The organism is Herbaspirillum sp. NPDC101396 (assembly GCF_044767365.1).
In the GTDB taxonomy this organism is placed as follows: domain Bacteria; phylum Pseudomonadota; class Gammaproteobacteria; order Burkholderiales; family Burkholderiaceae_D; genus Herbaspirillum.
Map to the genome: position 1 here is coordinate 459,046 of NZ_JBIWNT010000005.1, position 22,885 is coordinate 481,930.

The window sequence follows — 22,885 nt, forward strand, 5'->3', positions numbered from 1 at the left end:
CGTCGCCGATGATCCGGAATTACTCGACGCTGTGCGCCGCCACCGGCTCGCCTTCGATGCTGACCGAGGGCTTGCCGTCAGGGCCGACCGGCACGTCGCCGACCAGCGTGATGCGGTACAGCTGGCGCTCGAACTCGGTCTCGTAGATGTCGACCGGCGCCAGGTGGGCGGTGGAACGGTTGTCCCAGAACGCCAGCGAACCTTCTTCCCATTTGAAGCGCACCGTGTATTCCGGACGCACCACGTGTTCGAACAGCAGCGCCAGCAACTGCTCACTCTCGCGCGGATGCAGGCCGACGATGTTCTTGAGGAAGGACGGGCTGACGTACAAGGCCTTCTCGCCGGTCTCGGGATGCACGCGCACCAGCGGATGGTGACTGACCAGCGGCGTGGCCGCGACCTTGCTGACGAATTCCTGCTTGGCCTTGTTGCCTTCCGGCGGCGTGAACTTGTGCTCGCCCTGCAAGGTGTCGACGAAGGCGCGCAAGGCCGGCGACAGGCCGTGGTAAGCGGCCACCAGGTTGGTCCACTGGGTGTCGCCGCCATAGGGCGGAATCACCACGCCGCGCAGGATGGAGGCGGCCGGCGGATTGATCGCGGCGGTGACATCGGTATGCCAGCCGGTCCACGGCCGCACCAGGCGTGCGCCGTCGAAGCGGCTCTTGAAACGATCGCGGCCGACCGAATAGACCTCCGGATAGCCGGGCTCGTAGCCGAACACCGGATGCCCCAGCGTGAGGTCGCCGAACTGCTTGCCGAAGGCGACGTGCTGGGCGTGGCTCAGGTGCTGGTCGCGGAAGAAGATCACTTTCCATTGCAGCAGCGCCGCGCGGATCTCGGCGATTTCTTCAGACGCCAGCGGACGAGCCAGGTCGACGCCGGAAATCTCTGCGCCGATGTGCACGGCCGATGGCTTGACGCTGATGCGTTGATAAGTCGGGATGGCGTTACGGGTGATCGCGTTCATCATTTCTCCATGCGTAGTTGCGCGCAGCAACGAAATATCGGAAGTCGTGGTCCATACTTTCAACGCAACGGATAACGCTCGCGATCTTCAGGTATGGAGAAGTGCATCCCTACAGTCCGGGTAGGATGCGATGGGGTGAAGGCGATTATAGGAAGCGAAAATCGTCCGAGTCCAAGAACGATTTCGTATAACTTTAGAAGGGATTGTTGCGTTTCCTCCGGTCAAGCAGAGGCGGCGCCAAAGCGAATATGGGTATGCGGTTTACGGCCTTCGCTTTGTTGTGGAATACGACGTTTCAGCAAGTTTTCTGCACATGAAAAAAGCGCGCCGGCGGAGAGCCGGAGCGCTTTCTTTACTGCGCGTTTTATCGCAGTTTTTACTGCGATGGCAAAGAGCTCATTCCTTCTCGCGCAAGCTGGCCGGCATCGCAAAGGTCAGCAGCAAGGCGCACAGCAGGGTCATGCCGCCGATCGCATACAACGCCGGCGTGGTGCTGCCGGTCAGGTCCTTGATGCGGCCGACCATGACCGGGCTGACGATGCCGCCGAGCTGGCCCAGCGTATTAATTAATGCTATGCCTGCTGCTGCGCCGGCGCCGGTGACCAGTTTGGGCGGCAGCGCCCAGAAGGCCGGGATGGCGGCCACCACGCCGGCGCCCATGACGCCCAGCGCGACGATCAGCAACACGGTCTGTTTTTCAAACACACCGGCGGCGAAGAAGCCGATGGTCGCCAGCACCAGCAAGCCGATCACGAAGCGGCGGCGTTCACCGCGTGCATCCGACAAGCGGCCGACGATGATCATCGCCGCTGCGCCGCAGATATAAGGCACTGCAGTGAGCAGGCCGATGATGGTCGGATTCTGCGTGCCGGCGGTGCGGATCAGATGCGGCGCCCAGAAGTTGAGGCCGTAGGAACCGACCTGGATCAGGAAGTACACCAGGCCCAGCATCAGGAAACCCGGCGTCCTGATGGCGCTGAGCAGCGAGTGGCCGCGCTCGTGCGCACTCGGACGCGTGACGTTGGCGGCGAGGATCTGCTGCTCGCGCTTGGTCAGCCAGCCGGCGTCTTCGATCTTGTCCTTGAGCTGCCACAACACCACCAGGCCAAGACCGATACATGGCAAGCCGCCCAGCATGAACAGCCAGTGCCAGCCGCGGATGCCGAAGGCGCCTTCCATGTGACCGAGGATCATGCCCGACACCGGCGCGCCGATCAGGCCGGCGAACGCCGACGCCAGGAACAGCATCGAAGTGATGCGGCCGCGATACGAGGCCGGGAACCACAGCGTCAGGTAGTACAGCACGCCGGGTGCGAAGCCCGCTTCCATCGCGCCGATCACAAAGCGCAGCGCGTAGAACTGCCATTCGCTGGAGACGAACACCATCGCCGCCGTCGCCAGTCCCCATGAAATCATGATGCGGGCGATCCAACGGCGCGCACCGACCTTGTAGAGGAACATGTTGCTCGGCACTTCGAACAAGACGTAGCCGACCACGAACAGACTGGCGCCGAGACCGTAGGCGGTGTCGCTCAGGCCGAGGTCGCCCTGCAGCTGGAATTTGGCGAAGCTGATGTTGATGCGATCGAAGAACGCGAACAAATAGCAGATCATGATCAGCGGCATGATGCGCCAGGCGGCCTTGCGCACGATGGCGACCAGGCTGTCGTCATGATTGAGCTCGTGCGGCGTGACTAGTTCTTGCGGGGCCGATGCCGACCCTGCTGCGGTGTTGGTATGCATGTTGTCTCCTGTGGGCGCGGCATGGAGAATGCCGCGCCGGTGGTTGATGGCGATGTGCTCTTGTGGTTGTTCTTCAGGCGGCCGCTTGCAGCGCGGCCGGTATCGGATGCAGGTCGCAGTTGCGTCCCGCCTTGGCGAGCTGGCCCGGCACTTCATGGCCCAGCAGCGCCGGCAATTTGCGCGACAGGGCCAGCAGTTGCGGCAGGTCGATGCCGGTCGCGATGCCGGTTTCGTCGCACAGGTTGACCAGGTCCTCGGTGCAGATGTTGCCCGAGGCGCCCGGCGCGAACGGACAGCCGCCGAGTCCGCCGAGCGCTGCATCGAAACGGCGCGCGCCGACTTCGTAGGCGGCCACGACGTTGACCAGTCCGAGCCCGCGCGTATTGTGGAAATGCAGCGTCAGCGCCGCCGCCGGCAACACCGCCAGCACGCGCCGCACGATGCGCGCGACCTGGCGCGGGTTGGCCATGCCGGTGGTGTCGGCCAGCGTGATGCCGTCGACGCCGAGCCGCAGATAGGCGTCGACGATGGCCAGCACGCGGTCTTCGTCGATGCTGCCTTCGAACGGACAGCCGAAGGCGGTGGCGATGGTCGCGTTCAGTGTGACATCCATGCCCGGCCGGCGCGCCAGCGCGACGATGTCGCCGAAGCCGGCCAGCGATGCTTCGCAACTCATGCGCATGTTGGCGCGGTTGTGGGTCTGGCTGGCCGACATGACCATGTTGAGTTCATCGGCGCCGGCCAGCAGCGCGCGCTCGGCGCCCTTGAGATTGGGAATCAGCGCGACATAGGTGACGCCGTCCTGGCGGGCGATGCGGCGGAACACTTCATCGCCGTCGCGCAGCGCCGGGATCGCCTTCGGCGATACGAACGAGCCCGCTTCGATGCGCGTGAAGCCGGCTTGCGACAGTCCGTCGATGAGCGCAATCTTGTCTTCGGTGGACACCCAGCTCGGCTCGATCTGCAAGCCGTCGCGCGGCGCCACTTCCTGCACGATCAGGCGGTTGGCATCGTTGTTTTTGACGGCGCTCATTGCACCACTCCTTCCTGTTGCAGGCGGCGGATTTCCGCCGCATCCAGTCCGAGGCCGGACAGCACCTCGACGGTGTGTTCACCGAGCGCAGGACCTTGCCAATGAATCTCGCCGGGCGTGTCGGACAATTTGGGCACGATGCCCGGCATCTTGACCTTGACGCCGCCGGGCAGCTGCGCCGACAGGATCATGTCGCGCGCCTGGTAATGCGGATCGGCGACGATGTCGGCGATGGAATAGATGCGGCCCGACGGCACGCCGGCCTGTTCCAGCACCGCCAGCACGTGTTCCATGCTGTGCAGGGAGGTCCAGCCGGCGATGGCGGCATCGAGTAGCGCGACTTGCCGCACGCGGCCGTCGTTGTGTTCGAAGGCCGGATCGTCGGCCAGGTCGGCGCGGCCGATGGCGTGCATCAGGCGCTTGAAGATCGGGTTGCTGTTGCCGGCGATGACGACGTAGCCGGCGTCGCGGGTCGGATACGTGTTCGACGGCGCAATACCGGGCAAGGCGCCACCGCTGCGTTCGCGCACGTGGCCGAGCAGGTCGTATTCGGGCACCAGGCTTTCCATCAGGTTGAACACGCTCTCGACCAGCGAGACGTCGACCACTTGGCCCAGGCCTTGTCCAGTCTTCACGCGCAGCAGCGACATCAGTGCGCCGATCACCGCATGCAGCGAGGCCAGCGAATCGCCCAGGCTGATGCCGGCGCGCGCCGGTACGCCGTCGGGTTCGCCGGTGGTGTAGCGGATGCCGCCCATGGCTTCGCCGATGGCGCCGAAACCGGGACGGTCTTTGTACGGGCCGGTCTGGCCGTAGCCGGAGATGCGCACCAGGGTCAGCTTGGGATTGATTTCCTGCAGTACGTCCCAGCCGAGGCCGAGGCTTTCCAGCGCGCCGGGCTTCATGTTTTCAATCAGCACGTCGGCATCGGCCGCGAGCTGTTTGATCAGCGCGATGCCTTGCGTCGACTTCAGGTTGACCGACAGCGATTTCTTGTTGCGCGATTGCAGGTACCACCACAGCGAGGTGCCCTCGTGCAGCTTGCGCCATTTGCGGATGGGATCCCCGTTGACGGGGGCTTCGATCTTGATCACGTCGGCGCCGAACTCGGCCATCACGCGCGCGGCGAACGGTGCGGCGATCAGGGTGCCGATCTCGATGACGCGTATTCCTTTGAGTGGTCCACTCATTACAGTCTCCTTCTTCCTTTTTTACAGGATAGGAATGACTGTCTCCGACGTCCAACCGCAAATCGGCAAGCAGCGTTCGCCAAACGCGAACGCTCGCTATTTTTTCTTTTTCTTTTCTTGTCCAGGCTTGCTCGCTGCACCGGCGCCGGCCCGGTCTTCCGCCGTGACCAGGTAATCGTACAGCGCACGCGACACCGGCGACAAACCCTTGAGGTCGCGCACCACGATCTTCAGCTCACGGCTGGCCCAGTCGTCGCTCAGCGGAATCGCGGTCAGGCCGAGCGAGCGTCCGATCGCTTCGTACACGCCGGAAGGAATCACACCCAGTCCCATGCCGGCCTGCGCCATGCGGCACACGGCGTCGAAGCCGGGCACATGGATGCGCATCTTGAGCGACTTGCCGCTACTGCGTGCGGCGAGGTGAGTGCGCGCGTTGATGGAACTGTCGGCATGCAGGCCGACGTGGTCGAAGTCGAGCGTGTCGGCGAAGGCGACCGTCTTGCCGCCGGCCAGCGCATGGTTGTCGCGCATCACCAGCACCAGCCGGTCGCGGCGATACAGGCCGGTTTGCAGGTCGTGGGTCTCGGTGTCGCCGGAACAGATGCCAAGATCGGCCCAGCCGTCCTGCACGCCCTTGACTACGCTGCCGCTGGGACGTTCTTCGAGGTCGAGCTTGACCTGCTCATGCAAGCGTGAAAACGCCATCAGGTCTTCCGGCAGGAACTCGACGATGGCCGACAGATTCGCGACCATGCGCACGTAGCCGCGCACACCCTGTGCATGTTCGGATAATTCGAGGCCGATGGTCTCGACGCTGAGCAGCACGCGGCGCGCATGCGTGAACAGCGTCTCGCCGGCCGGCGTCAGTTCCATGCCGCGCGCGTGGCGCACGAACAGGGCGACGCCGATGGCTTGTTCCAGTTCGACCAGGCGCTTGCTGGCGGCGGAGACCGCGATCGCCTCACGTGCGGCGGCCCGCGTGAGGGTGCCCTCTTCCTGCACCGAGACGAACAGGCGCAAGGTGGTGAGATCGAGGCGGCGTAGCAGGTTGCTGGTGAGCGTCATGGAGTTGCCGAGGGTCGCGGTGGATCGATATTTTCAGCGTGCAGTGTGCCACTACTCCGGCGCCTCTGCTCGAGTTGCATCATCCCTGCATCAGCGACGTGGCTCTTCGCCGTCCTTGCGGCCGGCCGCCTTGTCTTCATACATGCCCTGGTCGGCCAGCTTGATCAGTGTCTCGGCATCTTTCGCATCCTGCGGATAGAAGGACACGCCGACGGAAGCGCCCACGGTCATGCCGTCGGCGCCCTCGACATCCTGCAGGCACAGCAGCGGCGGCGCCAGCACGCCTTCGATTTTCTTGCGTACTTTGTCGGCGAAGGCAGCGTCGGCGACGCCCCAGAACACCAGCACGAATTCGTCGCCGCCGAAACGCGCCACCACGTCGTCGTCGCGCATGATGGAGCGCAGGCGCTGGCCGACTTCGATCAGCGTGAGGTCGCCATACTCATGGCCGAGCTTGTCGTTGATTGCCTTGAAGCGGTTCAGGTCGATGAACATCACCGTGAACTTGTCGAACAGCTCGGCGGCGCGACGGCCGCGCTTGTGGACAGCCGCGTCGAGGTAGCGCAGCACTGCCGCACGGCTGGTGACGCCGGTCAGCTTGTCGGTGCTGAGCTCGTTCTGCATTTCCATGAAGTTCTGCGCCAGCTGGCCGATCTCGTCGCGCCGCTCGATCTTCAGCGCGACGTTCATCTGGCCCTTGCCGATGCGCGCCGCCGCACGCGACAGCCGGCGCACGTCGCGCACCACCCACTGCACGATACTGAGGCCGAGCGCCAGTGCGATGGCCACCGCCAGCACCGCGATCACCACGGTCCAGCGCGCATTCTGGTCGAGCGTGTCGAGGAAGTCGCTGCGCGGCACCGCCACCACGGTCACCCAGGACAGGCCGGCGCCGTCGCGCACCCACGAATAGGCGGCGTAGGTCAGTTCGCCGTCCTGGCCGCTGAAGGTGAAGGTAGTGTCGGCGCCGCCCATGTTTTCGATCTCGGCGAGGTGCTTCTGCAGCGTGCCGTAGGCGTTGCGGATGATCAGGCTGCGGCTGTTCTCGGCGCGCAGGCGGCCGACCTTGCCTTGCTGTTCGGTATAGACGTTCTCGCCGTTGGAGGAGGCGATCAGATGGCCGTTGGATTCCATGATGAAGACTTCACCGTGGCGGCTGACATGCAAACCCCTGACGAAGTCATTGAGCGCCTTGAGCGAAACGTCGGTGGCTACCACGCCTTCAAACTGGCCGCTCTTCGACAGCACGCGGCGCGCGCGCGTGGCGACCAGGTCCTTGTCCCAGTAGTTGATGTAGATGTCGCTCCAGACGTCACGGTCGCTGTGCTGGGCGGCGACGTACCACGGCCGCGCGCGCGGATCGAAGTCGGTGGCGTCGTTCTTCGGCATGCTGAGCTGGCCGTCCACGCTGGTGAAACGGTAGGCGCTGCGATAGCCGACGGTGGCCCGCTTGACGCGCAGTTCTGCGTCGTCGAGCGCGTAGCGGAACAGGCCGACGAAGTCACCGCCGCGGTTACCGTAGAACACATAGTTATTGAGTTCCGGATGCAGGGAGGTCGAAATCCAGAAGCGCGAACGCAGGTTGTCGAGGTCGGTGTTGAGGTCGGTTGCCGCCGGCAAGCCGCGTGGAAAGGCCGATTCCAGCACCGAGGCGGCGCCGTCGATGTGGCGCTCGACGGTCAGCGCCACGCGATCGGCGGTCTGGTCGAGCAATTGCTCGGCCACCGACACCACCGCATGCCTCCCGGCAAGATAAGACAGGACGCCGACCAGCAGCGACACCAGCAGGATCAGTCCGATGAACGGCAACACCAACACCTTCGCCAGCGACGATGATGAGCGGAGTAGGTGGATCATGTGCCGTTCCTTGCTTTTTTGCCTGCTTGTTTTAATGTTTTCCGTCGCCGCGCAAGACGCGATGCGATGCGATCCGCTGCGGACGGTGTTCCCCTTGTTGCTTATCGGCTGCCGGGAGAGAAAATTGAAGCGACTGAGCGTGCTTTTTTTCAGCGGGCGGCATCAAGGACGTCTCGGGACATCATTCATGACTTGGCGCTATTGCGCAAGGTCCGTGCGCAGGATGTCGAGGAAGCAAGACCGAAGTGAGATGAAAGTGATACGGAAGCGCGACACATTGGCTGGGCGCAAGGCTGCGGCGACAGTTCGTTCCGGACCGAAGCATTCACGGTGCAGACGGCTCTACACTTGTCGCATCGCTTCTTTCCTGACTGGAGTACTCCGTGGCCATTCTCGCACCGACCGAAATCGGCATGTCCTGCATCAACATCGACGAACTGATCACGTTCTATGTGTCTGCGTTTTCGTTCTCGCTGGTCAACAAGATCGTGGCGCCCCCCGTGCCTGCCGGCGGCTCCCTCTTTTGCGACGCCGGCTATGCCGTTGCCAGGCTGCAGGCGCCGTTCGGCGAGCGGCTGAAATTACTTGCGCCGAGCAATCCGACGGTCCACGCGCCCCGATCCAGGGCCGCCACGAATATATTGCGGGAGCCCCGCGCGGCATTCCTGACATTCATCGTCGATGACATCGATGAAGCGTCGCAGCTCGCGCTCGAATGCGGCGCCGCATCCCTGGCTGCGCCTGTCAGGATCAGGCCCGACTTGCGCATTGCACTGCTCCAGGACCCGGAAGGAAATTACATCGAACTGGCGCAGTACGACGACATTTCACTGTACCGGCCGGATCTCGCGTCCGGCCCGGGACGTGTATCGTAGTATCCGACGTCATCTTCCGGGAATCCGACATGAATCCACTTGCCCAACCCCGCTTTGCCCGTGTCGCCGCCGCCATCGGCGACCCGACGCGGGCGCTCATGCTGTCGCGCTTGCTGGACGGCCGCTTCTACACGGCGAAAGAACTGGCCGACCACGCCGGCGTGACGGCGCCCACGGCGTCGCAACATCTGAAGCTGCTGGTGGACGAGCGGCTGGCAAGCGTACGCGCGCAAGGCCGGCATCGTTATTTCATGCTGGCCGACGGCAACGTGGCGCATGCGCTCGAAGCCCTGCTGCGCGTGGCCGATGGCAGCTTGCCGGAAAACACGCGCTGGCAAGCGCCGGCGATGCGCGGGCTGCGCCATGCGCGCAGTTGCTACGGCCATCTCGCCGGCGAGCTGGGTGTGCAGTTGTGCCGGAGCTTCGTCGAACGGGGCTGGGTCGCAAGCGCTGAAGGCGACGGCATGACTATCCGTTGACGCAGGCGGGCGTCGTTGGTCTGAAGGAACTCGGCCTGCCGGCGGAGCTGGTGGATGGTTTGCAAAGCAAACGCGCGCTGTACGGCTGCGTCGACTGGTCGGAGCGACGCGACCACTTTGCCGGCCCGCTGGCGGTGGCCTTGCTGGATGCGTTCATTGACCGCGGCTGGCTTCGGCGGGATGAAGCCAGCCGTGCCCTGACCGTCACCGCCAGCGGCAAGGCCGTGTTGATTCCTTCCCTGGCGGCTCGTTAAGTATTGCAAGAAAAAAATCGCGCTCTTGCGCGTCCGCCATCCGGCGGCTATATTACGCAGGTCGAAAAAGGCAGACTTGGTGTGGTCCAGCCCAGGTCCTTCTCTAAAAGAAGCTCTGTCCATGCCCGTGCATGAGTCCCACGACGAACATCGGCGCCATCCGGCGCTTTCTGTTCGTCTGTGCGGTTCTCAAGACAACGAACCGCTCCGGTCGAACGATCATCAGGGAGTCATTCATGCACGCGTCATCCGTTCCACCTGCTCCATCCGTTTCATCAGTTCCCCCCCTTCTCCCGATCCATGATGTCATCGTCGCCGGCGCCGGTCCTGTCGGCCTGTTCCTCGCCTGCGAATTGCGCCTTGCCGGCGTATCGGTGCTGGTGCTGGAGCAGGCCGGCAATCCGCAATCGCCGCTGAAGCAATTGCCCTTCGGCATGCGCGGCCTGTCCATTCCGACCGTCGAGGCCCTCCATCGGCGCGGCTTGCTGGACGCCGTCAAGGCGCCCTCGCCTGCGGCCAATGCGACAGCCTCCATGCCGCATTGGCTGCAACAGCCGCGGCGCGCCGGCGGCCACTTCGCCGGCATGCAGTTTTATCTCGATCAGGTCGATCACGCGAAGTGGCCCTATCACTTATCTGGTCCGGCCGATGCCGGCATCGCCACCGACATGCAACACATCGAAGCGGTTCTCGCCGCACGCGCTGACGCGGTGGGTGCGGAGATCATGCGCGGCGCCGGCGTGGATAGCGTCGAACAGTCGGATGAGCACGTGGACATTCACGCCGGCGCTCAGACTTTCCGTGCGCGCTGGCTGGTCGGATGCGACGGCGGACGCAGTACGGTGCGCAAGATCGGCGGCTTTGGATTTGCCGGCACCGAACCGGAGTTCACCGGCTACTCGGTCGAAGCCGAGATGGCCGATCCGCAATTGCTGCCGCCGGGTCGCCACTACACGCCCGCCGGCATGTTCACCTTCCAGCCGCCCGGTACCATCGCCATGGTCGACTTCGACGGCGGCGCTTTTCATCGCACGCAACCGGTCACGCGGGAACATGTGGAGTCGGTGTTGCGCCGCATCTCCGGCGTTGACGTCACGGTGACGGCATTGAGGCTCGCCGCGACCTGGACCGACCGCGCCTTCCAGGCTGCGACTTATCGCAAAGGCCGCGTGCTGCTGGCCGGTGACGCCGCACATGTCCACTCACCGCTGGGCGGTCAGGGACTCAACCTTGGGCTGGGCGATGCGATGAACCTCGGCTGGAAACTCGCGGCGACCATTCGCGGCGATGCGCCGGATGGCTTGCTCGACAGTTATGAGACAGAACGTCATCCGGTGGGTGCGCAAATACTCGATTGGTCGCGCGCGCAGGTCGGCCTCATGCGACCGGACGAAAGTTCGCGCGCGCTCGCCGCCGTGATCCGCGATCTGATCGCCACACGCGACGGCGCGACCTATTTCGCCGAACGGGTCTGGGGCTTGTCGTTGCGTTATGAACTCGGTGACAAGCATCCGCTGGTTGGTCGTAGCGCGCCGGATTTCATACTGGCCGACGGCAGCCGGCTCGGCGAGCATCTTCGCAACGGCAAAGGTTTGTTGCTGGATTTTGGCGCCGATGCTGCATTGCAAACAGCCATCCGCCGCTGGAACGAGCGCATCACGTATTGCGCGACGGACGCCGGCGACAAACTCGGCCTGAGCGCGTTGCTGGTGCGGCCGGACGGCATCGTCGCGTGGGCCGGCGACGGCGCTGCGGATCCGGAGGAAGTTGCTCAGGTTGCTGCACGGTGGTTTTGAAAGCGCCTGCGACCGCTCATCAACGTAAGGGCACATTGATTCCGAACAGGATCGACGAATAACGTCCCTGTCCGACATTCAGATTGCTGCTGTAGTCGACGACGAAGGACGTACCACCGGCCAGCAGCAGGCGCATGCCGATACCCGCGGTCCAGTTGCCGGTGAAGCTGTCGTCGGAGCGGATCACGTACGCCGGCCCTGACGATGCCAGGTCGGCATACGAAATCCCCGCTTCGCCTGCTCCGGAAAACTGCCGGCGGTATTCGACGCGGCCGCGCGGCGTCCACATGCCGACACGACTCAGGTATTGGCCTTCGGTGCGCAGGCCGAGCGTGCCGCTGCTGGTGCGCACGCTTTGCTTGAAGTAGGTCAGCGCGCTATTGCCGGCGGCAGTTTCGGTGTATTGCCCCAGCGTGGTCGAGGCCAGGTCGAGCTTGCCGTAAGGTGACCACATCCAGCTATTGCCGCGGAATTCATAGCCGCTCGATAGCGCGACGAACAGTTGATTGCCACCGCGCTGACCGGTGGCGAAGCTGCCGTCATCCGTCACATAACGGGTCGAGTCAAAGTTGAGCGCGCCGTAGCCGAGCATGCCGTCAACGAAGATGTTCGGCGTTGGCCGGAAGCTGCCGTACACCGTAGCCACCACGCTCTGTCCGACGCTCTTGCTGCCGTTCTCTCCGATGTCGCTGCGATCGCGGCTATAGCCGGTACCCACGCCGATGGTCAGCTGATCGCTCAGGCGATAGTCGGCGCCCATGCTGATGCCGTTGGTGGTGAAGCGGAAACCTTCCTGCTGGCCATTGGCGTTGCGCTGGCCGAAGTCGACCGTGCCGGCGATCCACAACGACAACTCCTGCTTGGCATTGCTAGAGGTCTTGTTCGGAAGTTCAGGCAAGGCGTCGAGATCCTTGCCGGCGCCGGCGAGCGGCGTCGTGCCGACCGGACTCGCCTGACTCAGCAGCGGCCAGCCCACTTTACGCATGCCCGCCTGCAACGGTGCTCCGACCACGCGATCGACTTCGTCCTCGTTCCATTGCGCCAGCAGCGGCTTGGCCGGTGCGACCGGCTGTGCAAACCCAAGACCGAAACTGGAGCGCGCCCAACCGTCGCCGTGCAGGCTTTCCAGACGACGACTGAAGTTGCCCAGCTGCGCCGTGGCGAAACGGCTGGCGGTCTGTCCATGCGCTGCGACCAGTCCTTTGACCTGCACATCGTTGGCGGCATTGGAGCGTGCGGCGACGGTGATGTTCACGATGATCGCTGCGGATGTGCCGAAGGCATTTGTCAGCGTATAGCTGAACTGCACGCTGCCGCTGAATCCTGCCGCTGCCGTATAGATGATGTCGGTACCGCTCACCACCGCGGTGCCTGATCCCGGTGCTGCGGCAATCGCGACAGCCGTGACCGGGCCGTTGGCGGCAGCCGCGCCGACATGTAGCGTGATGGCTTGCCCGGCTTGCACGGTAGCGGTTTGCGCCGCCGAAGTCGGCGCGCCCGGCGATGTCACGGTCACGCTCACCGTAGCCGGCGCAGACGTGCCGCCCGGTCCGGTGATGGTATAGGTGAAGCTGTCGGCGCCGACATAGTTGGCGGCAGGCGTATAAAGCACGTTCAGGCCATTGACGACGGCTGTGCCGTGCGCAGGTGCGCCTGCCGAAACCGAGGTGATGGACCCGCTATCGTTGACCGTCACCGGAATCGTCACCGCCTGATTCGCCTGCGTGTTGGCGCTGTCAGCCACTGCAACCGGAACGCCGGCGCTGACCGTCAGCGTGAAAGTCTGCATCTTGGGGATTGGTGTCGGCGTGCTGCTGTCGGTTGCCGATGCCGTCACGGAAAAGCTTCCCACCTGCGTCGGCGTGCCCGATATCGTCGCACTCGAAGGTGTTGTGGAGAAGGTCAATCCCGTCGGCAAGCCGGTTACGGTGATGGTGCTGTAGGGTGCAGCGCCACCGCTCCAGGTCAGCGTCTGGGTATAGCTCGCACCTTGCGTGGCAAACCATGCCGTAGATGGCGCAATCACGATCGTCGGCGCGCCGACAGTGACGGTGACGGTCGCCACGCCCGAGGTGCCGACTGCATTGGTCGCCGTATAGCTGAAGGCATCCGTGCCGCTATAGCCGGCGGTCGGGGTATAGGTAAATGTGTTGACGCCGCTGGGTGTTGCCGTGCCGTGCGCCGCCCCCGTGGTGATGTTCAGGGAAGTTGGGGTGCCACCGTTAATCGACGCTGGGATGCTGTTGTTGCTGCTGCCGTAGCCCACCGTTGCTCCGCTATTGGCGGTCACCGGTGCGCCCGCACCGACGGTGCCGATGAACGCTTGCGCGCCGGTGAAACTGTTGCTGTCGGTGGCGGTAAGCGTGAACGAATATGCGCCGGCGGTGGAAAGTATCCCGGTGATGGTGCCGGTAGCTGCGGCAAGGTTCAGTCCTGCCGGCAACACACCGCCGGTAACGGCGTATGTATACGGGGCAGTGCCGCCACTGGCGGTTGCCTGCAAAGTGGCGGCGAGGCCGCGCTGCAGATTGGCGGCTCCGATCGACACGGTAATCGTCGGCCCGACCGCATAGGCCGGATTAAACCAGCTCGCCGGCATCAGCAGCAGGAGAGCCGTCGTCAACGCGATGACACTTGGCCATGCAGCTTTTGCCACGATGCGTACACGCCGCCAAAGTGAGTTCGATGCCGAGGTCAATAGCGACGACGAAAGAAAGCGACGTGCGACGCGGTCGTTGCCGAGTCGAAACATGCATCCCCCCGGATGATCATTTTGGTTGCGGTTCATATTTTTATCTTGTGGGCAACAACGCAAATTACGCGCTGCATAGCCTCCACAGGCTATAGAGAAACCCCCATCCGGTATGTAGCCCAAACGCGCTACAACGCCGGTGGTTTTTGCCGGATAAGACGACGAAAAAACGATCAAAAGTCACGCCGTGGAGGGGCGTTTGAAACCGACCAGATTTGCATTGCCCCTTTTTTTTTGCGGGCAATACTACAGGGGCGCCCGCCGCCGCTTGATCGCCTGTCTCGCTATTTTGAAATTTTTAATTATCAATTGGACAAGCAGTGGATTTGCTTTGTTTGCGACGGCGGCCCTGCCAAACGACTTGCGCGAATGGAGCGCCGCAGTTACGTTATGGCCTGCTGCAAAAAACACTCAACAATGCCGACAAACATGCTCTGCCATCAACCCAGGAACGCATGCACCACGATGCCGGCGGCACTCACGCGCATACTGTGCGTAGTCTTGTACGTCGGGCTATGCATGCTGATTACAGGATGTGCCGAGGCGCCACGCAGGCAGGCGGACGCGATCGCGCAGTCGGCTGGTTTGCAGCATGAACAAGTAACCGCGGGATCGTTTGTGTTGACGGCGTATGTGCGCCTGTTGCGTACCGACTTGCCCGTCACCGTGTATATCGAAGGCGACGGCCTGGCCTGGCGTACGCGCATCCAGCCGTCGGACGACCCGACGCCGCACCGTGCACTGGGCCTGCGGCTGGCGGCGGCGGACCGCAGCGCCAACGTGGTGTATCTGGCGCGGCCGTGCCAGTTCACACCGATGAGCGACAACCCACAATGCGATGCCGCTTACTGGACCAGAAAACGTTTCGCGCCCGAAGTGGTGGCTGCGATGAATGACGCCGTCAGCCGCTACATGGAGCGCTTGCCAGGGCAGCGCGTCAACCTGGTCGGCTATTCGGGCGGCGGTGCAATTGCCGTGCTGCTTGCCGCCAGACGGCAGGATGTCGCGTCCTTGCGCACGGTGGCGGGCAACCTCGACCATGACGCGGTCAATCGCCTGCACCGCGTTTCGCTGATGCCGGACTCGCTCAATCCGATGGATGTTGCCGCCAAGGTCGCCGGCCTGCCGCAACGCCATTTCAGCGGCGCCGACGACAGCATCGTTCCGCCGGCCATCGTGCACAGCTTCGTCACCCACGTCGGCGCTTGCGCGCAAGAGCAAGTGGTCAGCGGCATGGCGCACGACGGAGACTGGGATGTGCGCTGGCCTCAATTGCTGGCGATCCAACCGCGCTGCAAATGAGAAAAACGCGGCGGCGGAACAACTGAGCGCGTCCGGCAACTTACTTGCCGCCGGTGACGTCCAGGAAGGTGCCGGTGATGAAGGACGCCTCGGCGCTTGCCAGCCACAGGATCGCGCGCGCGACTTCTTCGGGCTGGCCGCCTCTTCCCATCGGGATCGAATCCTTGACGCGATCCACCCGTCCCGGCTCGCCGCCGCTGGCATGCATCTCCGTATAGATGTGCCCGGGGCGAATGCAGTTGACGCGTATCCCCTCGCGCGCCACTTCCTTGGCGAAGCCCGTGGTGAAGGTCTCGAGGGCGCCCTTCGATGCAGCGTAGTCTACATATTCGTTGGGACTGCCGAGCCGGGCGGAGGCCGAGGAGATGTTGACGACGACGCCGCCGCTCCCGCCGTGACGCGTCGACATTCGCTTCACCGCCTGCTGCGCACAGAGGATGGGACCGATCGCGTTGACGGCGAAGATGCGCTGCATGCGCACGAATCCAAGATCTTCCAGCCGCGACTGCGGCGCCAGCATCGCGGCGTTGTTGACGAGTACGTCGATGCTGCCGAAGGTTCGGTCGATGGCGGCGAACAACTGTACGACCTGTTCAGGATCGGCACTGTCTGCACGCACCGCCAGTGCGCGACGTCCGAGCGCCTCGACATCGGCCACGACCGCGAGCGCGGCGGGCTCATTGGCGACGAAGCTGATGGCGACGTCATAACCTTGCGCGGCGGCGAGCCGAGCGGTCGCTGCGCCTACGCCGCGGCTTCCGCCCGTGATCAGAATCAGCGGCGCCTGTGAGTCGGCATGTGAGACCGTATCCATGTTAAGGACCTTTGTGTGGTGGTGAAAAAAACAGGCAGGCGTGCGCAGCAATGCGCCGTCAACCGATGATGATGGTGCCGGCGGCAATCACCGCACACGCCAGCATCTTGCGCACGGTGAGGGTCTCGCCGAGGAAGAAATAGCCGATCAGCGCGGCAAACAGCACGCTGGTTTCACGCAGCGCCGACACGGCGCCCATGGGTGCGCCGGACATGGCGTAGATGACGATGCCATATGCCAGCAGCGAGACCAGGCCGCCGACGAAGGCGGTGAGGAATCCCGGCCGCATGGTGAATAAACTGCCGGCATCGCGCAGGCCGATGTAGACCGCCGGCATCAGCACACCCCACAAGGCGCACATCCATGCCGTGTACGCCATCGGCGCGCCCGACAGGCGTACGCCGATGCCGTCCACCACGCTGTAGGCGGCAATGAAACAGCCGGTACCCAGCGCATACGGCAGGCTCGGCACGGCCAGCTTGCGGCCGTTGAAGGCCAGCGAAATGATGCCGCCGGCCACCAGTGCGATGCCAAGCAGGGCGCTCAGCGCCACCCGCTCGCCGGCAAAAGCCGATGCCGCGATGGTGATCAGCAGCGGGGAAGAGCCGCGTGAAATGGGATAGGTTTGTCCAAGGTCGCCGGCGCGATAGCTGCGCACGAGAAACAGGTTGTAGCCGACATGCAGCACCGCAGACAGCACCGCGTACATCCAGCTGGCCCTGGCCGGTGGTGCGAGGAACAAGGCGACAGCGCCGCTGGCAAGCGCCACCGCCAGACACATGATGGTCATCGACCACAGCCTGTCGGCGCCGCCTCGCAAGAGGGCGTTCCAGCTTGCGTGCAGGAGCGCCGCAAAAAGTATCAGTGCAATGATGTGAAAGGGCATGCGCCATACTAAGCAAACCGGCGCCCCGACTAAAGCGAAGTCTCTTCATTCAGGGATGAGCAATTCTTCATACCCCTCTGCACTCTTATCTGTAGCCCTGCTCGGCCCTGCCCGACTCCTCCAGCAGCCAGTTGCGGAAGCTGACGACGTGCGGCTGCGATTCGACGCCTTTGGGGCAGACGAAATAGTAGGCGACCGGAGAAGGAAACGGCAGGTCGAACAACCGCACCAGGCTGCCTTCCCCGAGCTCGGTCTCGACATGGCCGCTGCGCGCCAGCGCAACTCCCTGGCCTAGCAATGCCGCCTCGATGGTCATGTTGGTGTCGGCGAAGCGGACGTTTTCCTTGAGCGCAGAAATGCCCACGCCGATTTGCTGGAACCAGAACTCCCACTTCGGCACCAGGTCTGCGCCGTCTCGCGTCAACAGTGGATAGCGCAACAATTCGGCGGGCTCCTGCGGCATGCCGAAGCGTTTGAGCAGGTCGGGACTGGCGACCGGGAAGATCTGTTCCCTGAACATGAATTCCGAGTGCAGCGCCGGATAGTTGCCGGTGCCGAACCGAATCGCCACGTCCGGCTCCGCGCTGGAAAAGTTGATGGCCTTGTCGGTGGTTTCCAGCGTGACCAGGATTTCTGGATGTTGCTCGGCCAGGGCGGGCAATCGGGGCAGCAGCCATTTCAGCGCGAAGGAATAGGTGGTGCTGACCTTGAGCCGGACCCGGCCCTTCTGCTCGCGCAGGTCAGTGAGCGTCGCCTCCAGATTCATGAAGAACGCGCGCACGATCGGCGCCAGCGCTGCGCCGGCCGGTGTCAGCGTCAACGACTTCCCGCGCTGGAACAACTGCAGCCCCCAGATTTCCTCGAGATGCCTGAGCTGATGACTGACCGCGCTCTGGGTGACATGCAGCTCTTCCGAGGCGGAGGTGAAGGTAGCGTGGCGTGTCGCCACTTCAAAGGCGCGCAGGGTGGCGGTAGGCGGCAGGTCTCTCATCGTGTCGTTCCCGGCGGACAAGTCGCAAGCCGCTCTTCATGAATGGAAGCTCATGATAGAACATTCTGTACGTTCGCCGCAAAGGATCAGCCAGCGAGTCGCCCTGCCGGTAAATTCTTCATGGATTTCCGGCGCTTGTCGGCTACCATTCCCTCTTCGACGAACTGAAAGAAGAACCATGGGAATACTGGCTGAGGCGCTGCGCGAGATAGCGTCCGAGAAGCAAGCGGCGGAAGATGAATTGCGGCAGGCGCTGGAGGACTTTGACATGATCACCGCCAGGGCCGCGGACACGGTGAAGAACACGGTCGCAGCATTGAGAACTGAATTGCAGGCGGCGGGTTGGTGGGCCGGTGAAGTGTGCGAGGATGCCCAGAAGCCGGAATACCTGAGCCTGAGTTTCCACGTGCGGCGTCATGCGCACAATCCCGATTCCGTAGCGAATCCCGACTACTCCTATGCCGTCAGATTCGACGCGCTGGGTGGCGCCGTGCGGACGACCGATGACATCGATCCTTTGCTGGAGCCGGCGACATTTCGGGGCATCGCCAGACAGGATTTTGGCGTCGACCTGGAGCGGGATCTCAAGCTGTTCCTGAAAGCGATTCTTTACCGGCATCAGGAGAATCCGGCAGTGTGATGCCGGCGCTTATTGCTTGTCGAGCAATTTCTGGAAGAGATGCACGAGACTGGACTGTTGCTCGCCCAAGGGTGCAAAGAACTTGCGGTCGACCGCCTCGACGACAACCACCGCCTTGCGCGCAAGATCACGTCCTGCCTTGGACACCGAGATGACCTTGGCCCTGGTATCGGTAGGATGGGCCTCCCTCTCGAACAACCCATCTGCAAGCAAGGCCCTGATTACCTGAGAAGTCGTCATCGGATCGCTGCCTGTCAGCTGTGACAAGCGCATCTGCGTGAGCGGCTCGTCCGAACCAAACCATGTGGCGACTGCCAGCATCACAAATTGCGTATGCGTCAAACCCAGCGGCTGCAAGGCGGCGCGCTGTTCACGCTGCCACGTATTGGATATGCGCCAGAGCAAAAAACCCGGACTGTCTGAAGGTCCGTGATGGCTGGTCGGAAGCGGCTTGGTCTTTGACATTCATACCTCGGTGCTGTGAAATCAACGTGGATTGCCTGGCTCACTGGCTGCGCTGCGTTTCTGCCTGGGCCGCGAGTGCGCGCAAGACATCCGGAAAGTCTGCGGAAACACCGGCGCAAATATCTTCGGCGCCCTCCCCCTCGACATCGATCGTATACACAATCCGATGGGTCCCGTTCGGGAGCGGACGGATTTCATGCTTTACGCGCACCGCAACGTCGCCAAGCATGGTCTCGTCCGTGAACGAATTGGGCGCGCTGACTTCGATCAGTTGCGACCGGATGACTTCCTGATCAGGCAGCACCATCCTCATCCAGACGCCCTCGGCGAAGGGGCCGTCAAGCTCGCAAGAGTATACGCCCGCATTCCAGCTCTTCCAATCGGAAACGGCCTTGAAGAATTCCCAGATGGCGGCGGCCGATGCAATGGTGTCGTGATGATAGGAAGCAGTGGCGTGCGTGGTGACTGGCATGTTGAACTCCATTTAATAAGTAAACTTATTATAAGCATACATATTTAAATGATCAACCCTTTATTGCCGTCACTCGGGTCACCTGGAGATGTCGGCACGCGGCCGGCGCCGCACATCTCCGGGACGCCCCGGACGGCACTCGCGCATCCGCCTTACAATGTCTTCATCCATCAACGCCGCCCGACGACGGGCGCCATGCCATAAGGTATCGCCATGAATAATGCTTTGAAAATCGATTTCGTTTCCGACGTGGTATGCCCCTGGTGTGCGATCGGACTGGCTGGCCTCAATATCGCGCTCGAACGCCTCGGTCCGGAGACGCGCATCGACTTCGCCGTCCACCCCTTCGAGCTCAACCCCGGCATGCCCGCAGCCGGGCAGCCGCAACTGGAACACATCACCGAGAAATACGGCATCACCGCCGACCAGGCGCGCATCAACCGCGAACAGATCCGCGCCCGGGCGGCCACCGTCGGTTTCACCATGAACCGCGATGACGCCAGCCTCGTCTACAACACCTTCGACGCGCACCGCCTGCTCGCCTGGGCGAAAGAGAAGAATGCACAAGCGGCGCTCAAACTGGTCCTGCTCAAGGCCTATTTCACTGACGGCAAAAACATCGCAGACAGACACGTGCTGGCGGAACTCGCCACACAAGCCGGCCTGGATGGCGCCGAGGCAAGCGAAGTATTGGCGTCCGATCGATTCGCTCAGGAAGTGAGGCAAGAAGAAACGCTGTGGACCCAGCGCGGCATCCGCAGCGTGCCGGCCGTCATCGTGAATGACCGCTACCTGATTTCGGGAGGCCAGCCGCCGGAAGTATTTGAAGAGCAGCTTCGGGCTATTCTGGCAGGCGACAACGGAGAGTGATGGCGGCAAGGACTGTGCGCGCTTTGGCGCTGACCGGAGAGGTCGGGCGCCGGAAGCGACCGCCAGCGAGGAAGGAATCAAATCGACATGGTAGTTGTCGCAGCAATACCAGTCGGCAGCTGGCGCTTCTTTTGCATCAAGACCGCGAAGCGATCGCTCCTTGACTTTGAGTTACCCGGAACAAAGGGCTGCAATCGGCGAGTTGCGGACATAGAAGATTCCATTGATAACAAGCCGCATGCCAAAGCTGAGACTAAAATGAATCACACCTATATCCATCCGACCAAAGGTTGGGTTGGAAAGCTGCTGAACGCTTTACTTAACTCCGTCCGGCTAGCTAACGTTCGGCGGGCTTTCATGTCACGGCTACCGTTTCCCGTTCTTGAAAGTGACGTTGTTGATGTCGTCTACGCAAATTGGCTTGTAGACACCTCATTGGCAGCAGCCCTGGCGCCTCCAGGCGCACGTTTGTGGGACTGCAATGGTCGCACGCCGCTAACGATATTGACGTATCGTCATGGCCATTTCGGTCCCCGCGCGGCAGGACTCTTGCGTCGCCTTATGCCATCCCCGCTGCAAAGCAACTGGCGGCTTTATTTGGCGGAACCCCTTCTTGATGGGCCTCGGATACCAACAGTTGCATTCGTCAGTAATGTCATGAACAGTGCTATCCATGTCGTGGGAACGCGACTTTTCAGCGACGCGTTACCTTCTCACCTGCCGAACCGTTTTCTCTTCGAGGTGGGTGGAGACGAAGCGTGTGTTTGTATAGACCCTGGAGCCGGGAGCGCTCCAGGTCTCACGATGAGCCTAAGACGCCAGGGGGAGGCCTCTCTTCCCCTCGTTTGGCGGACGATGTTCGGTGACTGGAATGAGGCCGTCGGAAAACTGGCGTCTCAGGATGCTGCGGTAGTGGAGTTTCCGTCGGCCAACGCCGGGCAAACCAAAGTCGCCATTGCGGCCATTCGTTTGCCGATAGATATTCACTCTGTCGAACCCCTAAGTGCAAACCGGGAGGACGTTCAATGTGCCCTGCTGCAGTCCCTTAGACCTGATGCTGAGGGGCTGTTCTTCCTTTTGCCGCGGGTGAAATTTCTGGCTCTCTCCGAGAGACAATTGCTACCTCCAGACGTATAGCGCTTAGTCTGATAACTAACGTTCGCAATCGGCCAGGAGCGGCCGTCTGAATTCAGCATCTGGAGCTACGCATGAACTTGGAAGACATATTGGATGGCGATCTTCTCTCCATTAATTGGCAGGAAAATAAAACCTATGCAGCCTTAAAAATTATTACTACCGAAGGTAAGAAAGCTCGAATTGACGCCATAACATTAGACGGTATCGACGTGCAAATTTTCTTTCATCGCCTCGATTTCACAGCAGGCCGTAGTACTCATGACGGCCGACCATGTCTTGGCGAGATTGACGCAGTACTTTTCTCTCCTACCAGACTGACTATCGAAGGAGATTTTGGATGTTTTGAAGTGGTAGCGGGTCGCATTGAAATTGCGGCATGCGAAGCCTCTGACTAAAAGGCAGCAACCGGCCAGAAGCTGACATCCGGCATGCAAGAAAAACGCCCGCGTATTGCGGGCGTTTTTCCGTCTGGAGCGCCTGATTACAAGTCCGATGTAGAAATCATAAAAATCAATAACTTAGGTCATTTTTTGCTTCGCAATAAGGATTTATAGCCGGCCGCAAAGGCTTATTACATGCGGCTCAATTGCGAATTGCGAAGCGGAATTTTCAGTTCTTAATGCGAATACGGGGCGGTTCCTGATAAAGTTGCGCGACAAACTTAGGGCCAAGGTCCGCAATCGGCCAGTAGCGGCCATAGAAACACCACCTACAGAAGTAGCCGTCGCTTTATAAATGATACAAATTAATATTTTTAAATTTTGACTAGCGCGATGAATAACTCAATCTTTCCGTTGGCATATAGGTGGTTCCTTGCTAAAGGGCTTGAAAACTGGCAACCCTGGTATTTTTCCGATACGGACGCCACGATGAAAGCTCCTGCCGATTTTGATAAAAATAGAACTTTTGCGAAAGTATTTCTTGAAGAGACCGGTGCTGACTTCGACGTATACCTGTTCGCTCGGCGTCAAGACATGGACGACTTTGCATTCTTCGTCGTTCGCAACGGCGTCATTGAAGATAGAGTTGTGACCATCCATTTGTGTTTCTCAAAACGACTAGAATTTTCGACACCACTTCTCTATTCGAAGATGGAATCCCAGACATTCACGCAATGGATTCGCGAAATAGTCATTCTCGATGTGGAAGACTGGATCTGCGAAGAGGATATGTACGACTAAGGTGTAAGTAGAAGTCAGATTTCGTTAGTGCGGCCTTCTATAGGACAGACGTTGACTTTGGTGAAATTCGACGAAAAAGAAAAGATGGAAGTAAAGTATGACTAGTGATCGAAAAA

General features: G+C 61.7%; 22 protein-coding genes. 10 read left to right on the plus strand and 12 right to left on the minus strand.

Annotation, left to right across the window (positions count from 1 at the left end):
• Positions 1 to 19: 19 nt before the first annotated feature.
• The 6 genes from ACIROY_RS19460 to ACIROY_RS19485 form a co-directional block, all read right to left on the minus strand.
• A complete protein-coding gene (locus tag ACIROY_RS19460) occupies positions 20 to 967 on the minus strand; it encodes a TauD/TfdA dioxygenase family protein (protein ID WP_402343409.1) in 948 nt (315 codons plus the stop codon).
• 396 nt (positions 968 to 1,363) lie between these two features.
• A complete protein-coding gene (locus ACIROY_RS19465) occupies positions 1,364 to 2,710 on the minus strand; it encodes an MFS transporter (protein ID WP_402275883.1) in 1,347 nt (448 codons plus the stop codon).
• 73 nt (positions 2,711 to 2,783) lie between these two features.
• The gene (locus tag ACIROY_RS19470) at positions 2,784 to 3,743 is read right to left on the minus strand and encodes a hydroxymethylglutaryl-CoA lyase (RefSeq protein WP_402275886.1); all 960 of its coding nucleotides are present in this window, start codon (positions 3,741 to 3,743) and stop codon (positions 2,784 to 2,786) included.
• The gene (locus ACIROY_RS19475) at positions 3,740 to 4,933 is read right to left on the minus strand and encodes a CaiB/BaiF CoA transferase family protein (RefSeq protein ID WP_402343412.1); all 1,194 of its coding nucleotides are present in this window, start codon (positions 4,931 to 4,933) and stop codon (positions 3,740 to 3,742) included. The genes ACIROY_RS19470 and ACIROY_RS19475 overlap by 4 nt, the downstream gene beginning before the upstream one ends.
• A gap of 96 nt (positions 4,934 to 5,029) precedes the next feature.
• Positions 5,030 to 5,998, minus strand: a complete 969-nt coding sequence (locus tag ACIROY_RS19480) for a LysR family transcriptional regulator (protein ID WP_402275889.1) — start codon at positions 5,996 to 5,998, stop codon at positions 5,030 to 5,032.
• Positions 5,999 to 6,088: 90 nt separating this feature from the next.
• Positions 6,089 to 7,855, minus strand: coding sequence for a diguanylate cyclase domain-containing protein (locus tag ACIROY_RS19485; RefSeq protein WP_402343415.1), 1,767 nt, complete (start codon positions 7,853 to 7,855; stop codon positions 6,089 to 6,091).
• Positions 7,856 to 8,238: 383 nt separating this feature from the next.
• Here ACIROY_RS19485 and ACIROY_RS19490 point away from each other — a divergent pair, with 383 nt between their 5' ends.
• From ACIROY_RS19490 to ACIROY_RS19505, 4 genes are all read left to right on the plus strand, one after another.
• Positions 8,239 to 8,730 carry a VOC family protein gene (locus tag ACIROY_RS19490; RefSeq protein ID WP_402343418.1) on the plus strand — a complete coding sequence of 164 codons (492 nt, stop codon included), beginning with the start codon at positions 8,239 to 8,241 and terminating at the stop codon, positions 8,728 to 8,730.
• A 29-nt stretch (positions 8,731 to 8,759) separates the two neighbouring features.
• Positions 8,760 to 9,209: an ArsR/SmtB family transcription factor gene (locus tag ACIROY_RS19495; RefSeq protein WP_402343421.1), complete on the plus strand. Its 450-nt coding sequence runs from the start codon at positions 8,760 to 8,762 to the stop codon at positions 9,207 to 9,209.
• Entirely contained in the window at positions 9,206 to 9,463 is a 258-nt protein-coding gene (locus ACIROY_RS19500; RefSeq protein WP_402343424.1) for a hypothetical protein, read from the plus strand. The genes ACIROY_RS19495 and ACIROY_RS19500 overlap by 4 nt, the downstream gene beginning before the upstream one ends.
• A 236-nt stretch (positions 9,464 to 9,699) precedes the next feature.
• Complete coding sequence (locus ACIROY_RS19505; protein WP_402343427.1) at positions 9,700 to 11,259, plus strand: FAD-dependent monooxygenase; 1,560 nt, start codon at positions 9,700 to 9,702, stop codon at positions 11,257 to 11,259.
• A gap of 19 nt (positions 11,260 to 11,278) precedes the next feature.
• On the opposite strand, the gene ACIROY_RS19510 is transcribed toward ACIROY_RS19505, so the two are convergent.
• Positions 11,279 to 13,882, minus strand: a complete 2,604-nt coding sequence (locus ACIROY_RS19510; RefSeq protein ID WP_402343430.1) for an autotransporter domain-containing protein — start codon at positions 13,880 to 13,882, stop codon at positions 11,279 to 11,281.
• Positions 13,883 to 14,530: 648 nt separating this feature from the next.
• On the opposite strand from ACIROY_RS19510, the gene ACIROY_RS19515 reads away from it, so the two are divergent.
• Entirely contained in the window at positions 14,531 to 15,313 is a 783-nt protein-coding gene (locus ACIROY_RS19515) for an alpha/beta hydrolase (protein WP_402343433.1), read from the plus strand.
• 40 nt (positions 15,314 to 15,353) lie between these two features.
• Here the strand turns inward: ACIROY_RS19515 and ACIROY_RS19520 are convergent, their stop codons facing one another.
• The 3 genes from ACIROY_RS19520 to gcvA all read right to left on the minus strand — a co-directional run bounded on the left by ACIROY_RS19520 (position 15,354) and on the right by gcvA (position 18,004).
• Entirely contained in the window at positions 15,354 to 16,127 is a 774-nt protein-coding gene (locus tag ACIROY_RS19520) for an SDR family oxidoreductase (protein WP_402343436.1), read from the minus strand.
• A 58-nt stretch (positions 16,128 to 16,185) separates the two neighbouring features.
• On the minus strand, positions 16,186 to 17,013 hold the full coding sequence (locus ACIROY_RS19525; RefSeq protein ID WP_402275909.1) for an EamA family transporter: 828 nt from the start codon (positions 17,011 to 17,013) through the stop codon (positions 16,186 to 16,188).
• A gap of 85 nt (positions 17,014 to 17,098) precedes the next feature.
• Complete coding sequence (gcvA, locus tag ACIROY_RS19530; RefSeq protein WP_402275911.1) at positions 17,099 to 18,004, minus strand: transcriptional regulator GcvA; 906 nt, start codon at positions 18,002 to 18,004, stop codon at positions 17,099 to 17,101.
• Positions 18,005 to 18,182: 178 nt separating this feature from the next.
• Between gcvA and ACIROY_RS19535 the strand changes: the two genes are divergently transcribed.
• The gene (locus tag ACIROY_RS19535; RefSeq protein ID WP_402275914.1) at positions 18,183 to 18,644 is read left to right on the plus strand and encodes a hypothetical protein; all 462 of its coding nucleotides are present in this window, start codon (positions 18,183 to 18,185) and stop codon (positions 18,642 to 18,644) included.
• A gap of 9 nt (positions 18,645 to 18,653) precedes the next feature.
• Here ACIROY_RS19535 and ACIROY_RS19540 read toward each other — a convergent pair whose 3' ends face one another.
• Both ACIROY_RS19540 and ACIROY_RS19545 read right to left on the minus strand, forming a co-directional pair.
• A complete protein-coding gene (locus ACIROY_RS19540) occupies positions 18,654 to 19,109 on the minus strand; it encodes a MarR family winged helix-turn-helix transcriptional regulator (protein WP_402275916.1) in 456 nt (151 codons plus the stop codon).
• A gap of 40 nt (positions 19,110 to 19,149) precedes the next feature.
• Entirely contained in the window at positions 19,150 to 19,581 is a 432-nt protein-coding gene (locus tag ACIROY_RS19545; protein ID WP_402275918.1) for an SRPBCC family protein, read from the minus strand.
• A gap of 213 nt (positions 19,582 to 19,794) precedes the next feature.
• Here ACIROY_RS19545 and ACIROY_RS19550 point away from each other — a divergent pair, with 213 nt between their 5' ends.
• From ACIROY_RS19550 to ACIROY_RS19565, 4 genes are all read left to right on the plus strand, one after another.
• Positions 19,795 to 20,451 carry a DsbA family oxidoreductase gene (locus ACIROY_RS19550; RefSeq protein WP_402275921.1) on the plus strand — a complete coding sequence of 219 codons (657 nt, stop codon included), beginning with the start codon at positions 19,795 to 19,797 and terminating at the stop codon, positions 20,449 to 20,451.
• 87 nt (positions 20,452 to 20,538) lie between these two features.
• Positions 20,539 to 21,588 (plus strand): hypothetical protein, encoded by a 1,050-nt coding sequence (locus ACIROY_RS19555; RefSeq protein WP_402343439.1) that lies wholly within the window; start codon positions 20,539 to 20,541, stop codon positions 21,586 to 21,588.
• 71 nt (positions 21,589 to 21,659) lie between these two features.
• Positions 21,660 to 21,983: a hypothetical protein gene (locus ACIROY_RS19560; protein WP_402343441.1), complete on the plus strand. Its 324-nt coding sequence runs from the start codon at positions 21,660 to 21,662 to the stop codon at positions 21,981 to 21,983.
• A gap of 378 nt (positions 21,984 to 22,361) precedes the next feature.
• Positions 22,362 to 22,769, plus strand: coding sequence for a hypothetical protein (locus tag ACIROY_RS19565; RefSeq protein ID WP_402343445.1), 408 nt, complete (start codon positions 22,362 to 22,364; stop codon positions 22,767 to 22,769).
• Positions 22,770 to 22,885 lie beyond the last annotated feature (116 nt).

Coding starts and splice junctions, on each gene's coding strand:
- ACIROY_RS19460 (WP_402343409.1), bottom strand. CDS start 967: ATGAACGCGATCACCCGTAACGCCATCCCGACTTATCAACGCATCAGC.
- ACIROY_RS19465 (WP_402275883.1), bottom strand. CDS start 2,710: ATGCATACCAACACCGCAGCAGGGTCGGCATCGGCCCCGCAAGAACTA.
- ACIROY_RS19470 (WP_402275886.1), bottom strand. CDS start 3,743: ATGAGCGCCGTCAAAAACAACGATGCCAACCGCCTGATCGTGCAGGAA.
- ACIROY_RS19475 (WP_402343412.1), bottom strand. CDS start 4,933: ATGAGTGGACCACTCAAAGGAATACGCGTCATCGAGATCGGCACCCTG.
- ACIROY_RS19480 (WP_402275889.1), bottom strand. CDS start 5,998: ATGACGCTCACCAGCAACCTGCTACGCCGCCTCGATCTCACCACCTTG.
- ACIROY_RS19485 (WP_402343415.1), bottom strand. CDS start 7,855: ATGATCCACCTACTCCGCTCATCATCGTCGCTGGCGAAGGTGTTGGTG.
- ACIROY_RS19495 (WP_402343421.1), top strand. CDS start 8,760: ATGAATCCACTTGCCCAACCCCGCTTTGCCCGTGTCGCCGCCGCCATC.
- ACIROY_RS19505 (WP_402343427.1), top strand. CDS start 9,700: ATGCACGCGTCATCCGTTCCACCTGCTCCATCCGTTTCATCAGTTCCC.
- ACIROY_RS19515 (WP_402343433.1), top strand. CDS start 14,531: ATGCTGATTACAGGATGTGCCGAGGCGCCACGCAGGCAGGCGGACGCG.
- ACIROY_RS19520 (WP_402343436.1), bottom strand. CDS start 16,127: ATGGATACGGTCTCACATGCCGACTCACAGGCGCCGCTGATTCTGATC.
- ACIROY_RS19525 (WP_402275909.1), bottom strand. CDS start 17,013: ATGCCCTTTCACATCATTGCACTGATACTTTTTGCGGCGCTCCTGCAC.
- gcvA (WP_402275911.1), bottom strand. CDS start 18,004: ATGAGAGACCTGCCGCCTACCGCCACCCTGCGCGCCTTTGAAGTGGCG.
- ACIROY_RS19535 (WP_402275914.1), top strand. CDS start 18,183: ATGGGAATACTGGCTGAGGCGCTGCGCGAGATAGCGTCCGAGAAGCAA.
- ACIROY_RS19540 (WP_402275916.1), bottom strand. CDS start 19,109: ATGTCAAAGACCAAGCCGCTTCCGACCAGCCATCACGGACCTTCAGAC.
- ACIROY_RS19545 (WP_402275918.1), bottom strand. CDS start 19,581: ATGCCAGTCACCACGCACGCCACTGCTTCCTATCATCACGACACCATT.
- ACIROY_RS19550 (WP_402275921.1), top strand. CDS start 19,795: ATGAATAATGCTTTGAAAATCGATTTCGTTTCCGACGTGGTATGCCCC.
- ACIROY_RS19555 (WP_402343439.1), top strand. CDS start 20,539: ATGGTAGTTGTCGCAGCAATACCAGTCGGCAGCTGGCGCTTCTTTTGC.
- ACIROY_RS19560 (WP_402343441.1), top strand. CDS start 21,660: ATGAACTTGGAAGACATATTGGATGGCGATCTTCTCTCCATTAATTGG.
- ACIROY_RS19565 (WP_402343445.1), top strand. CDS start 22,362: ATGAATAACTCAATCTTTCCGTTGGCATATAGGTGGTTCCTTGCTAAA.